Genomic DNA, 14,121 nt, shown 5'->3' on the forward strand with positions numbered 1-14,121 from the left:
AAGGCTGAGCATGGGTAGAATCGCGCCATTCTCAATAAAAACTTCCACATCCAGCAAACAATTCGATCGTATATGCCGATGCATCAATTCATAATTTGAATATTATTCATAAACAATGATTCTACGATAATTTATTCCTATATGATAATTGATCATTCAAAAATCATACACTTGAAAGTATCATTAAAACACGATAATTTTGATTCATATTCTGTGAAATTTTGAGATATTTTCTCATTATTCCGGTGCGGGGCAGGCTTTGCCTAAAGGCACCGTGCGGCCCATTCAGTCAGGTGCACAGACCTGAACCGACCGGGTTATGTGGAAAAGGAGGGCCCCCATGACGTCGACCGGAAACGCTCGAGTTCGCTCCCGCCTGCCCAAGCGGTCGCTCCTGAGTTTCCTATTGGCGTCAGGCACCGTCATGCTGTGCCAATCCGCGCATGCACAGGCGACAGCCAGCAGCGGACGGACGGTGCGCATCACGCCGGCCCAGGCGACCTGTAGGAACGAGATCTGCTTTCATGCCATCGACAAGGGCTCGCTGCTTTACAGCAACGCCGATACGCCCATCGACGTGACGGTGCCACCTGCCTTGAATGGTGACGATTACGACATCGGTATTTTTGCGGAGAACGAGACCACCATCAATCTCAAGGGTGGGGGGATCGTTCGCGTCGGCGGGGGCTCGACGGGGCTGCAGGCCAATTGGGCAGACGCGCCGGGCGGTACGATCTACGCGACCAACCTAAACCTCGATGTCGCGGACGTTGCCAACGGTGCGATAGCCTCCCGGAGCAGCCGCATGACGTTTAGCGGCCAAACCACCTTGGTTGGCCATGGTGCCTGGTCGGATGGTCTTTCTGCGCAGTTCGACAGCACCATTACCGTGAATGGCCCGATCGATGCCAGCGGTGCCTGGCTCTACGTCGCCCACAGCGGCGACGGCAGCCGGGTCGATTTGAAGGACGGGGGAACCATTTCGCTGACCGGAGCAGGCCAGGGTGTTTTTTCGGCGAGCGCCGACGGAATTTTGACGGCGACCGGTCTGAAGATCCACGCCGATACGGACCAAGGCAGTGGTACCTCCTTGCTGACCGGAGGCAGTTTGAGCACTATCAAGGTCTCCAACAGCGAGCTGGATGGCGCCAATTCTGAGGGAGCGATCTGGGGCGTCCATGTCTCGAATGCAGTGACCGAGAATGCGACCTTCGCTCTGGATAATACCAAGCTTACGATGAACTCGGCCGGAGCCGCCATCTATGCAGATGGTGGGCGAGCCACGGTGCGCTTGATCGGTTCAGACGTCACGGCCTTCAAAGGCACCGGGGGCCTGCTTGCCGATGTCGGTACGGGCCGGATCTTCCATCTACCCAGTGCACTCAGCCTCACCGCAATCGATTCCACGCTCTCTGGGAACATGGAGGTGGAGGCACCTGCTGCGGATGGAGCAAATATCCTGTCGGCCAGTCTGCGGGGCATCACGACATGGACCGGTAATCTGGCTGTGAACGGTGCTTCGCGAGGCAATGTGACTTTAGCCGATTCTGCCCGCTGGATCGGCTCGGCAAGCAATGCCACGACCGTCGTGCTGAGTTCTCCCGATGCCCTGTGGGCGATCCCGGGAGGCGGCAATTCCACCGTCAGCGGCACGATGAAGAACGCCGGCAAGATCGCCTTTCAGACCGGCGGGCCAACGACGCTGACGGTGCGCAACTTCGTCAATGACGGCGGCACCATCCAGGTGAACATCAACGCCGCAGGCCAGAACGATTTCATCCACGCCACCGGCACCGCCACCATCAATGGCGGCACGGTTTCCGTCATCCCCGCTTCCGGCGATTATTCGATCGGCCAGACCTACAAGATCCTGAGCGCCAATGGCGGTATCACCGGCCAGTTCTCCAAGGTGGTCGACAACGCCCCCTTCGTCGATCTCGGCCTGTCGCAGAACGCCAATAACATCTATCTGAAGGTGACACGCAACGACGCCAGCTTCGCCTCCGTCGCCACCAGCGAGAGCCAGCGCTCCGTGGCCGAAAGCGTCGAGACGCTGGCAGGCGGCAGCTCTCTCTATGAAGCCGTCGCCAAGGCTCCGGATGTCGCCAGCGCCCGTCAGGCCTTCTCGACCCTGTCCGGCGACATCCATGCCTCGGCCCGGAGCGTATTGATCCAGGACAGCGGGCTGCTGCGCGATGCCGTGCTGAATCGTCTTTATACCGCCGATCTGGCTGCCGTCGCCCCCACTGCCCCAGCCACCGGCCTGCTGTCCTATGCTGAAACCGCGACGCCCCACGGCCCGACGCCGTTCGGCTCGGATACTTCGCCCGCCCCTTCCGGCTTCTGGGCACAGGGGTTTGGTTCCTGGGGCCATTTCGGCGGCGGTCACGATGTCCGCATCGATCACAGCACGGGCGGCTTCCTCCTCGGCTTCGATGCGCTGGTCCAGGGCTCGTTCCTGCAGGACTGGCGCCTGGGCGCCCTCGCCGGCTACAGCCATTCGAGCTTCGATGCCGATACCAGCTCCGCCTCAGGCAAGGCCGATAATTACCATGTCGGCCTCTATGCCGGTCGGCAGTGGAACGCCCTCGCCTTACGGCTAGGCGCCACCTATACATGGCACGACGTCGACAGCGACCGCAGCGTGATCCTGCCCAGCTACGCCGACCGGCTCAGCACCAGCTATGACGCCGGTACAGCGCAGCTCTTCGGTGAGCTCGGCTATCGGATCGACAGGGGAGCCTTGCGCTTAGAGCCCTTCGTCAACGCGGCCTATCTCAACCTGCATACCGACGGCTTCCGGGAGACCGGCGGCGACGCGGCTTTGACCGGCCGGAGCGAAACCAGCAAGCTTGGCTTCACCACCCTGGGCGCTCGGGCCGCGACCAGCTTCGACCTGACCGGGGACATCGTCGCCACCGCGCAGGCGACCCTGGGCTGGCGGCATGCCTATGGTAATCTCAGGCCAACCGCGGCACTCGCTTTGGCCAATGGTTCGAGCTTCCTCGCCAATGGTACACCAATCGCTCGCGATGCGCTGGCGGTCGATGCCGGGCTAAGCGTGGCGCTGTCACATTCGGCCAGCCTCGGCGTGTCCTATAGCGGACAATTTGGCGAGAAGGCCGTCGACCAGAGCGTCAAAGGCAATTTCGTCTGGAGGTTCTGATTGCGAAAGAGACGAGACGCGCTGTCGGGCGCTGGGAGATCCCAACCCGCCCTACGACGTTCGTCTCGTCTCCGTCAAGGTAGGCGCATCGCTGCAGCAGTCTTGCTAAGAAAAAAGATTAAGCCAATCAGGTATAACTCAGAATTATCTGGATAAATCGTACTTCTATCTAGATAGGAAGTCGATTGGGCCTGGGCAGCAAGGCGATCAGCAGGAGGCAGACAAAGGCACCGCCGGCGGCGGCCAGGAAGCCATCGATATAGGAGAGCACCGCCGCCTGCTTGGCGATGGCCGAGGACAACAGGCTCGTCGCCCGGGCGCTGGCGATCGCCACATCCGCCGTGTGGGCGCTGACGGCATTGCGATAGGCTGCCAGGCGATCGACCGTCGCGCCAGCGAGGCTGTCGACATGCAGGCCGATGAGATTGGAATGAACCTGTTCGCGCACGCGCACGAAAGTTTGCATGAAGGCCGTGCCGATTTCGCCGCCGAACATGCGGCTGATCTGCAGCAGGGCACCGATCGTCAGCGCATCGGCCGGATTGATCGACTGCACCGCCAGGACGACCAGCGCCGTGAGCGCGAAGGACTGGCCGAGGGCCTGCAGGATCTGGGATTGCAGGAAATCGTCGGTGGCCCATGCGCTGGTGAGCTGGGCCGCCATCAGGCAGGCAATACCGACCAGGGCGGTGCCGGCGGCCAGCACCCACCGCCCGTCGAAGCGCTTGAGGACATAGCCGAGCGGCACCACGATGATGAGCTGGGGCAAGGCGATCCACAGCAGCACGGCGCCGACCTGCAATTCCCGGAAATTCTGCACCGACTGCAGATAATTGGGAATGATATAGGCTGTTGACAGGATGATGAAGCGAAAGCCTGCCAATAGGAGCAGCAACAGCAGGAGATGGTGCTGCATCAAGAGCCGCAGATTGAGGAAGGGCCTGCGGCTGACCCATAGCTCGCGCACGACGAAGGCCGCCGTCACCAGGCCGCCGGCGATCAGCAGGCCGTTGACCAGGCCGCTATTGGTCCAGTCGAGCCGGTTACCCTGGTCGAGGCCGGCATAGAGTAGGCTGAAGCCGGCCCCGGCATAGACCAGACCCGGCCAGTCGAAATGGTGCAGGAGTTCGGTCTTAACGTCCTCGCGTGGAATGCCGAACCATACGCAGGTGAACATCAGCGGCAGCAGGCCGCAATATTGCCAGCTGATCCAGCGCCAGGAGAGATTGTCCGCATACCAGCCTTCGAGCGAGGCCGCGACATTCTGCGAGAGCTCCGAATTCATGGCGTAGACCGCGATGCCGTAGATGATCAGGCGTGGCGGCAGGCTGCGGGCGATGAAGCTGATGGTGAGTGGAATGAACGTTCCGGAGCCGACCCCCGCGAGGAATTGGGCGGCCAGGAAGGCTCCGAGATTGGGGGAGAGAGGCGCAAGCAGGCTGGCGACGAAGAGCAGCGTGATACCCAGCAACAGCATGCGCCGGACCCCGAAAATGGCGCCGAGATAGGGGCAGGCAACCCCGACCAGCATCTGGCCGACAGCGAAGGTGGTGGTCATCCAGGCGCCTTCGTCGAAGCCCAGATGCAGCCCGCCACGCAGATCGGCGAGGCCGAAACTGGTGACTCGGCTGCCGAGCGTCGACATGATGGAGCCGAGCAGCACGCCGAGGATGCCGATATAGGGACGCAGCGTATCGGCACGAAAGCGCGGCGGCGCATGCGCTGCCGGCTCAAGGGCTGCGCCGGTCGCCGTCAGGGGGGCGGCTGACGTCGTCATGCCGGCCGCCGTCATGGCGCCGCTGCCGTGCCGGTGCCTGCCTTGTCACCGGCTCCGGTATCGACGGTGGCAACCACGGACATGCCAGGCCGGATCAAGGTTCCCAGGGCCGGATTGGGGTCGAGGGCGATCTTGACCGGAATGCGTTGCACGACCTTGGTGAAATTGCCGGTGGCGTTGTCGGGCGGCAGCAGGGCAAAGGTGCTGCCGGTGCCGGGCGACCAGGCTTCGACACGTCCTGCCAGGACCAGGTCGGGAAAGGCATCGACGGTGACATGCGCCGGCTGACCAAGGCGGATATTGGTCATCTGCGTTTCCTTGTAGTTCGCCACCACCCAGATATTGGGCAACGGCACCACCGCGATCACCTGCGTGCCGACATTGACGAACTGGCCTGGGCGAACCTGGCGCTGGCCGACGAGCCCTTTGGCCGGCGAGCGGATCTTGGTGTAGCCTAGATTGTTGGTGGCGAGGGTGACCTGCGCCTCCGCGGCCTTGATCTGGGCCTTGACCTGCTGCTCCTGGACATCAAGGCCGGCAAGCAGGGCCTTCTGCTGGTCGAGCTGGGCCTCATAGAGCGCCTTCTGGGCCAAAGCGCGCTGGGCATTGGCATCGGCCTGCTCGACCGATTGCTGGGTGCCGGCCGTGCCGGTCTTGAGCAGATCGCGCTGGCGCGTACTTTCGAGTTGATAGCGCCGCACATCAGCACTGCCCGCGTCGATATTGGCGCCTGCCTGCCGGATCAGGGCATTCTGCACGTTCTTCTGATTGGCGACATTGGCGAGACTGGCCTCGGCCGCGGCGAGATTGGCCTGTGCCAATGCAAGCTGGGCCTGATAGTCGGACGGTTCGATCTCGGCGATGAGATCGCCGGCCTCCACCGCCTGATAGTCGCGAATGGGGACTTCCTTGATGTAGCCGGAGACGCGGGCCGACAAGGGCGTGACGTCGCCCACGATGAAGGCATTGTCGGTCTCCGCGAGGCGGGCGGCACCGGTCCAGCGGTTCCAATTGCCGGCGACATACCAGACGAGCCAGGCAGCAAGCAGCAGGAAGCCGACGCGCAAGGCCGGATAGAGCCAGCGCGACCTCAGGCTGCGCGCGGGCGGCGGCGTTTCGGATACGGTCGACTTTTCTGCTGCATCCGACATCTGATCCTCGCACTCACACTCGAATGCGACCGATCCTGGCGAAGGATTATGGATGGCGAAACAAAAATATTCCAATACGCACACCGGACTCGCCAAGCCCGATCGAACCCATATCCATCAGGGTTCACCCAGCCAGTGAATCGGCACCGGCACGTCACGCCTCGAGGGCATGCCGGGCGTCCGGGCTCACCCCAAGAAGCCGGAAGCTCCGTCCCACAGCAATTTCAGCGCCGTCACGACCAGCAAGCCATAGCAGGCACGATAGACTTGGCGCTGATCCAGAACGCCATGAAGCCGCCAGCCTGACCAGATACCAAAGGGAATGGCGAGCAGGCAGATCGCCATCAACGCCCAGGTCGTGGCCGCAGGCTGCACTAACACCAGCCACGGCACCAGTTTGGTCGCATTGCCGACGGTGAAGAACAGGCTTGTCGTTCCCGCGTAGATCTCCTTCCCAAGTCCAAGAGGCAGCAGATACATCGCAAGCGGCGGTCCCCCCGAATGCGCCACCATGGTGGTGATGCCCGACGTGAGGCCGGCGGCGACTGCCTTCGGCTTGGAGCGCGGACGATGCGTCATTTCCCCGCCCCGCACGAGCCAGAGGCCGACGAAGGCCAGGGTAATGGCCGCCGTCATGACCGCAATGGCTCGATGGTCGAGTACGCGGAACAGCAGGAAGCCGAAGCCGATGCCGATCACAAGTCCCGGCAGCAGTAGCACGAGGTCCGGCTTGGACCAGGTCGAGGGCCTCCAGTAGCGCAATGCATAGAGATCCATTGCGATGAATAGTGGCGCAAGCAGTCCGCCCGCGGTGACAGGATCCATGACCAGCGAGAGCAGCGGGATGCCGACAATGGCAAAGCCGCCACCGAATGCGCCCCTCATGAAGCTGATCAGGAACACGCCCGCGAAGGCGACCAGGATGGTGGCAGCGCTCAGGTCCATGGCACCGCCTCCATCACGCGCAGGCATTCCTGCCGGTGCCGCCTCACCTCTGCCCAAGCGGGGATCATGACATCCTCGTCCGGTCGGGCGGGACGGCACGGCCATAGACCGCCGCTTCGATATCGCCGCGTGTGAGGCCGATGTCGCGCAGGGCGAAATCATCGTATTCGCGCAAGTCCGCGAGGGCGGCACGCCGGGCAAAAAAGCGCAGCATTCCATCGTAAAACGCCGCGAGCTGCCGATACAATGCGTCGGGCTTCTTCGCGATCGCGGGGTGAGTGATGGTCGACAGGGGAGCAGACATTTCCGATCTCCAATAATTGCTTCGGGCAATGCGACGCCGTTGCCGCAAGCCTTGGCGAGCTGGCCGTTCCGAACCGTAGAAATCTTCGCAATTCCCGGTACAATCCGGTTGATGAAGATAGAATGATCCGATATGCTTCTCGGTGCAATTATAACATTGCTCTCGGTGCAATAATGTCAAAGTCCGAATATCTGAAGCTGGCCGACGAGATTGCCGCGGACATAGCGGACGGCAGGCTCAGCCCAGGCGATCGCCTGCCCCCTCAACGCAACTTTGCCTATGAGCGCAAGATTGCCGCCTCGACGGCAAGCCGCGTCTACGCCGAGCTGTTGCGTCGCGGCCTTGTGGTCGGCGAAACCGGCCGGGGCACCTTCATTTCGGGCGATGCCAGGCGCGGCGTGGCAGCGCCAAGCGAGCCGAGCGGCATTCGGATCGATCTCGAATTCAATTACCCTTTGCTTCCCAATCAGACTACGCTCATTGCTAAAAGTCTTGATGGCCTGGAACAACCCGCCGCCCTCGACATTGCACTGAGGCAGGCGACCAGCATCGGAACCCCGGCGTTGCGAACCCTAGCCTCCTCCTTCCTTTCGCGGGACGCTTGGTCGCCAACCCCGGAGCAACTCGTCTTTACCGGCAATGGCCGCCAGAGCCTGGCGGCCGCCCTTGCCGCCATCGTTCCGACCGGCGGGCGCTGCGGCGTCGAGGCCTTGACCTACCCTTTCATCAAGGGCGTTGCCGCGCGGCTCGGCATCACGCTGGTGCCCTTGGCGATGGACGAGGGCGGCCTGCGTCCCGACTCGGTGCAAAAGGCGCACCATGAGGCCCATCTTTCGGCGCTCTACGTCCAGCCGGCTGTCCAAAACCCGCTGAACATGACGATGAGCGCGGCGCGCCGGGCCGACCTTCTGCACGTCGCCGAAAAGCTCGACCTTCCGATCATCGAGGACAATGTCTACGGCTTCCTCGACGACGAGCCGCCGCTCGCAGCTCTCGCGCCGGCACGGTGCGTCGTCATCGACTCCCTGTCCAAGAAGGTCGCGCCGGGCCTGACTTTGGGCTTCATCGTGCCGCCGCAGCGTTTGCGCGAGACCATCATGGCTTCGGTGCGCTCGGGCGGATGGACCGCCTCCGGCTTTGCCTTTGCGGCGGCGCAGCGACTGATGGGCGATGGCACCGCTGCCGAACTCTCCAGGCTGAAACGCCTGGATGCCCGCGCGCGCCAGAAGCTGGCCGCCGAGCGCCTTTCGGGCTTCGAGATTCAAACCAACGAAAAGTGCTACCATCTATGGCTGACATTGCCGGCGCATTGGCGCTCGCAAACCTTCGTCGCGGCGGCGGCCAGGCGCGACATTGCCCTGTCTCCCTCCACGACCTTCGCCGTGACGCCAGGCCATGCGCCCAACGCCGTCCGGCTGGCGCTGGCCAGCCCGACCATGGACCAGCTCGATAGCGGCCTGTCCACGCTGGCCGCGATGCTGGCCATGCGAGAGGACGATTTCGACTCAACCGAATAAGCCGAATGCACACCCGCGATGCCGGTGCACGCTGGAATGGGCGCCCCGATCATCCAAACAGAGGCGAGGCGCCGTTTTCCGCCGCCGAGACCTGCCGGCGAAACAAGCCGAAGAGCTCGCGCCCGACCCCGAATTCGTTGCCGGCGAGATCCGGCTGGACGTTCGCCCGCTCGAGCGCTCCCAGCGTCAGCACGTCGATCGTGCCCGAAACCGCATCGACGCGCACGAGGTCACCGTCTTCGAGCCTGGCAAGCGGCCCTCCGTCGAGCGCCTCGGGACTGACATGGATCGCCGCGGGCACCTTGCCGGAAGCGCCCGACATCCGGCCATCAGTGACGAGGGCAACCTTCAGCCCCTTGTCCTGCAGCACGGAGAGCATCGGGGTCAGGCTGTGCAGTTCCGGCATGCCATTGGCTTTCGGCCCCTGGAAGCGCACCACCACCACAGTATCGTCGGTGAATTCGCCGGCGCGGAAGGCCTGCTTGACCGCCTCCTGGTCGGCGAAGACGCGTGCCGGCGCCTCGACGACATGGCGCTCCGGTGCCACGGCCGAAACCTTCATCACGCCGGTGCCGAGATTGCCTCGGAGCCGCTTGAGGCCGCCTGTCGGCTGGAATGGTTCACCGGCCGACCGCAGCACCTTGGGGTTCAGCGACGCGCTCGTACCCTCCGACCACACCAGGGCGCCATCGATCAGCTTCGGTTCGTGGGTGTAGCGGGCCAGCCCCTCGCCGGCCACGGTGCGCGTGTCGGGATGCAGCAGCCCGGCTTCGAGCAGTTCGCCGATCATGAAGCCGAGACCGCCCGCGGCATGGAAATGGTTCACGTCCGCGAGCCCGTTCGGATAGACGCGTGCCATCAGGGGCGTTACGTCCGAAAGATCGGCAAAGTCCTGCCAGTCGAGCACGATCCCGGCCGCCCGCGCCATGGCGATCATGTGAATGAGCAGATTGGTGGAGCCGCCCGTGGCGTTGAGCCCGACGATGCCGTTGACGAAGGCGCGCTCGTCGAGCACGTCGCAGACCGGCGTGTAGTCGTTGCCCAGGGCCGAGATCGACAAGGCACGCCTGGCGGCTTCCACGGTGAGCGCATCGCGCAGGGGCGTGTTGGGATTGACGAAGCTCGAACCCGGCAAATGCAGGCCCATGAATTCCATCAGCATCTGGTTGGTGTTGGCCGTGCCGTAGAAAGTGCAGGTGCCCGGCCCGTGATAGGCCGCCATCTCCGCTTGCATCAGCTTGTCGCGCCCGCATTGGCCCGTGGCGAAGAGCTGGCGCACCTTGGACTTCTCATCATTGGGGATGCCGCTCGCCATCGGCCCGGCCGGCACGAAGATCGCCGGCATATGGCCAAAGGCGGCCGCCGCAATGACGAGGCCCGGCACGATCTTGTCGCAGACACCGAGATAGACGATCGAATCGAAGGTGTTGTGGCTGAGCGCGATGCCGGCTGCCATGGCGATGGCATCGCGCGAGAACAGCGACAGCTCCATTCCGGCCTGGCCCTGGGTGACGCCGTCGCACATCGCCGGAACACCGCCGGCCATCTGCGCCGTGCCGCCGGCCGTACGCGCCGCCGCGCGGATCAGGTCGGGGTAGCTTTCATAGGGCTGGTGCGCCGAGAGCATGTCGTTATAGGCGCTGATGATGCCGAGATTGCCTGCGCCGCCCTTGACCAGCGTCGCCTTGTCGTCCGCCGGCATGGCCGCATAGGCATGGGCCTGGTTGCCGCAGGACAGATGGGCGCGAACGGTGCCGGCGGCCCGGGCGCGCGCCATGCGCGCGAGATAGGGACGGCGAAGGGCGGCGGACCGCTCCACGATCCGATCGGTGACCCGTGCGAGCGTTGGGTTCAGCGCCATGGTGGCCTTTCTCGGGTTGGGAGACGATGCTGCTTTTGGTATGGAGCATCGTCTCCTGATGGCTTCGTCGATAAGGAGGCGAAGCAAGAAACACGCCAGCCGGGGGGACAACGCCCCCCGGCCCTCGTATCTGTCAGGCTGCGACCAGTTCCTCCGGCGGGCTCTTGGCACCCGTCATGAAGGCGACCGCGTCGGACATCGTGTAGTCTCGGGGATTGATAACGCAGAGCCGCCGGCCGAGCCGGTGGATGTGGATGCGATCGGCCACCTCGAAGACATGCGGCATGTTGTGCGAGATCAGCACGATCGGCAGCCCCCGCCGCTTCACGTCGAGGATGAGTTCCAGGACACGGCGGCTTTCCTTGACGCCGAGAGCGGCAGTCGGCTCGTCCATGAAAACCACCTTCGATCCGAAGGCGGCCGCACGCGCCACCGCGACGCCCTGGCGCTGGCCACCCGACAGGGTCTCGACCGCCTGGCCGATGTTCTGGATGGTCATCAGGCCGAGTTCGGTCAGCTTCTCGCGGGCCCGCTTTTCCATGGCGGGCCTGTCGAGCATCTTGAACCATTGGCCGAGGATGCCGGGCTTGCGGATCTCCCGCCCCAGGAACATGTTGTCGGCGATGGACAGGGCCGGCGACAGAGCCAGGTTCTGGTACACGCACTCGATCCCCGCTTCGCGGGCATCGATGGGCGACTTGAAGTTGACGACCTTGCCGTCGAGCCTGATTTCCCCCTCGTCGGGCGTGATGGCGCCCGACAAGGCCTTGATCAGGGACGATTTGCCAGCCCCGTTATCGCCGATCACGGCGAGGATCTCACCGGGATAGAGGTCGAACTCGCAATTGTTGAGAGCGGTGACCCGGCCATAGCGCTTGATCAGGCCGCGTGCGCTGAGAATGGGTTCCTGTGCCATTAGCCTGCAACCTTTCTGATCCACTGGTCGACGGTCACGGCGCCGATGATGAGAACGCCGATGAGCAGGTAGGTCCATTGCGGGTCGGTGCCGACCAGCCTGAGGCCGAGCTGGAACACGCCGACGATCAGGGCGCCGAAGATCATGCCCAGGATCGAGCCGCGGCCTCCGAACAGGGAGATGCCGCCGATGACCACCGCGGTGATCGACTCGATATTGGCAAACTGGCCGGAGGTCGGTGAAACCGAGCCGAGGCGGCCGATCAGGACCCAGCCCGCCAGGGCGCAGATGAGGCCGGACAACGTATAGACCTGGAGCAGCATCTTGTTGGTGCCGACGCCGGAAAGTTCGGCCGCGTCGGGATCATCGCCCACGGCATAGACATGCCGGCCCCAGGCAGTGTGATTGAGCACGTACCACAGGACCGCGACCAACAGCACCATGGCGACCACGCCGGCCGTCAAGACCGCGCCTCCGAAGCGGAAGCTCGCACCGAAGAGTTGCAGCAGCGGGGCCTGGGCCGCGATGTCCTGGCTGCGGATCGTCTCATTGGCCGAGTAGAGGAAATTGGCTGCCAGGATGATCTGCCAGCTGCCCAGCGTGACGATGAAGGGCGGCAGCTTCATGCGGGAGACGAGCAGTCCGTTGATATAGCCGCAGAGGGCACCGCAGGCGAAGCCGCACAGGATCGATAGGGGAACCGGCAGGCCGTACCGGAAGGTGAACTGCCCCATCACAACGGAGGACAGCACCATGATCGCGCCGACCGAGAGGTCGATGCCGGCCGTCAGGATGACCAGAGTCTGCGCTGCGCCGACGATACCGGTGATGGCCACCTGCTGCAGGATCAGCGTCAATGAAAAGGCCGAAAAGAACTTACTGCCCAGGATGATGCCGAAGATGGCGGTGGACAGTACCAGCACGATCAACGGCACCATCGCCGGATTTCCGTGCAGGAAGTGCTGTGCCTTTTCCAGGAGTGATTTCTTGTGAACGTCGAAACTGGCTACGCTGGTGTCGCTGCCCGAGAGGACTTTTTCGAAGTCCTGTGGACGTCCGACATTTGCCGAAGGATCGGTCATATCTTTGGTCTCCTCCCGCGGGGCGGGGCCCCTCGCAAAAGGAGCGGCGCGGGGGCCGCTCCTCCGTAAGAACAAGATTGAACGTTGGCCGGGCTGAGCTCAGATCAGCCCCAGCACAGGTCCTTACCTTTCTTGGTGTCGATGGATTCGACGCCGGAAGCCGGCTTGTCGGTGACGAGGGTGGCGCCGGTGTCGAAGAACGCCTTGCCTTCGGTGGGCTTGGGCTTCTCGCCGCTATCGGCGAATTTCTTGATGGCTTCGATGCCCATGGCCGCCATCTTGAGCGGATATTGCTGCGAGGTGGCGCCGATGACGCCCTCAGCGACGTTCTTCACGCCCGGGCAGCCACCGTCGACCGAGACGAGCAGCACGTCCTTCTCGCGGCCGACGGACTTCAGCGCCTCATAGGCGCCCGCGGCGGCCGGTTCGTTGATGGTGTAGACGACGTTGATCATCGGGTCCTTCTGGAGACAATTCTCCATGGCGGACCGGCCACCCTCTTCATTACCGTTGGTCACGTCGTGGCAGACGTTGCGGGCATCGCCCCAATCCTGGATCTTGGTCGGATTGGCGATCTTGGAAATGCCGAACCCACTCATGAAGCCCTGGTCGCGCAGGACATCGACGGTCGGCTGGCTCGGATTGAGATCGAGATAGGCGATCTTGGCTTCCTTGGCCTTGCCGCCCAGCGTCGCCTGCGCCCATTGGCCGATCAGTTCGCCGGCCTTGAAATTGTCGGTGGCGAAGGTGGCGTCGGCGGCGTCGATCGGCTCCAGCGGCGTGTCCAGCGCGATAACGAGGATGCCGGCGGCGCGGGCCTTCTTGACGGAGTCGATGATGGCCTTGGAGTCCGAAGGCACCAGCAAAATGCCCTTTGCCCCGTCGGCGATGCAGGATTCGATGGCCGAGACCTGGCTCTCATTGTCACCGTCGATCTTGCCCGCATAGGCCTTGAGGTTGACGCCAAGCTCCTTGGCCTTGGCAGTCGCGCCCTCCTTCATCTTTACGAAGAAGGGATTGGTGTCGGTCTTGGTGATCAGGCAGGCACCGACATCGGCTGCAAAGCCTGGGGTCGCAAAGACACCGAGAGACAGGGCGCTGACGCACAACAGCGCCGACTTCAGGACACGTTTTTTCATCATATTCCTCCCATTTTGGATCGCTTGGCCGGCTGCCCGGACCTCGCTTTCGGGGCGCCTTCATTGCCGCATTGGCGCCTGGACATAAAAAACATCATCCCTGCCTGCCTTGTCAATAAATAAATAAGTCTTATTTAGTTATTTATTGACGCCCTTGCACGAAGCGCCCATTCTTGGTGAAAGGAGCGATGTAGCCCAATGCAGCTTCCTCTCGTTCGAGCCACGGATTCGAACGAGAGGAAGGTGCAAGATTTCAGACACTT

The 14,121-nt window shown here is 63.0% G+C and carries 10 protein-coding genes; 2 read left to right on the forward strand and 8 right to left on the reverse strand.

The features are described 5' to 3' along the window. Positions 1 to 340 precede the first annotated feature (340 nt). Positions 341 to 3,166 (forward strand): autotransporter outer membrane beta-barrel domain-containing protein, encoded by a 2,826-nt coding sequence (locus ACZYTC_RS26350; protein WP_441770637.1) that lies wholly within the window; start codon positions 341 to 343, stop codon positions 3,164 to 3,166. Positions 3,167 to 3,335: 169 nt separating this feature from the next. Here ACZYTC_RS26350 and ACZYTC_RS26355 read toward each other — a convergent pair whose 3' ends face one another. The 4 genes from ACZYTC_RS26355 to ACZYTC_RS26370 form a co-directional block, all read right to left on the reverse strand. Further along, positions 3,336 to 4,943, reverse strand: coding sequence for an MFS transporter (locus ACZYTC_RS26355; protein WP_441770636.1), 1,608 nt, complete (start codon positions 4,941 to 4,943; stop codon positions 3,336 to 3,338). 11 nt (positions 4,944 to 4,954) lie between these two features. Beyond that, entirely contained in the window at positions 4,955 to 6,094 is a 1,140-nt protein-coding gene (locus ACZYTC_RS26360; protein ID WP_434960641.1) for an HlyD family secretion protein, read from the reverse strand. A gap of 186 nt (positions 6,095 to 6,280) precedes the next feature. Then, on the reverse strand, positions 6,281 to 7,039 hold the full coding sequence (locus tag ACZYTC_RS26365) for a sulfite exporter TauE/SafE family protein (RefSeq protein WP_434960640.1): 759 nt from the start codon (positions 7,037 to 7,039) through the stop codon (positions 6,281 to 6,283). A gap of 64 nt (positions 7,040 to 7,103) precedes the next feature. Continuing rightward, positions 7,104 to 7,343: a DUF1127 domain-containing protein gene (locus ACZYTC_RS26370; RefSeq protein WP_441770635.1), complete on the reverse strand. Its 240-nt coding sequence runs from the start codon at positions 7,341 to 7,343 to the stop codon at positions 7,104 to 7,106. A gap of 173 nt (positions 7,344 to 7,516) precedes the next feature. Between ACZYTC_RS26370 and ACZYTC_RS26375 the strand changes: the two genes are divergently transcribed. Continuing rightward, positions 7,517 to 8,860 carry an aminotransferase-like domain-containing protein gene (locus ACZYTC_RS26375; protein WP_441770634.1) on the forward strand — a complete coding sequence of 448 codons (1,344 nt, stop codon included), beginning with the start codon at positions 7,517 to 7,519 and terminating at the stop codon, positions 8,858 to 8,860. A gap of 49 nt (positions 8,861 to 8,909) precedes the next feature. On the opposite strand, the gene edd is transcribed toward ACZYTC_RS26375, so the two are convergent. From edd to ACZYTC_RS26395, 4 genes are all read right to left on the reverse strand, one after another. Beyond that, the gene (gene edd, locus ACZYTC_RS26380; RefSeq protein WP_488990916.1) at positions 8,910 to 10,721 is read right to left on the reverse strand and encodes a phosphogluconate dehydratase; all 1,812 of its coding nucleotides are present in this window, start codon (positions 10,719 to 10,721) and stop codon (positions 8,910 to 8,912) included. Between the two features lie 133 nt (positions 10,722 to 10,854). After that, positions 10,855 to 11,637 carry an ATP-binding cassette domain-containing protein gene (locus tag ACZYTC_RS26385; RefSeq protein WP_434960636.1) on the reverse strand — a complete coding sequence of 261 codons (783 nt, stop codon included), beginning with the start codon at positions 11,635 to 11,637 and terminating at the stop codon, positions 10,855 to 10,857. Then, positions 11,637 to 12,719 carry an ABC transporter permease gene (locus ACZYTC_RS26390; protein ID WP_434960635.1) on the reverse strand — a complete coding sequence of 361 codons (1,083 nt, stop codon included), beginning with the start codon at positions 12,717 to 12,719 and terminating at the stop codon, positions 11,637 to 11,639. The genes ACZYTC_RS26385 and ACZYTC_RS26390 overlap by 1 nt, the downstream gene beginning before the upstream one ends. Positions 12,720 to 12,823: 104 nt before the next feature. Further along, on the reverse strand, positions 12,824 to 13,858 hold the full coding sequence (locus ACZYTC_RS26395; RefSeq protein WP_441770632.1) for a sugar ABC transporter substrate-binding protein: 1,035 nt from the start codon (positions 13,856 to 13,858) through the stop codon (positions 12,824 to 12,826). Positions 13,859 to 14,121 lie beyond the last annotated feature (263 nt).

This window comes from Labrys sp. F242 (assembly GCF_057813875.1).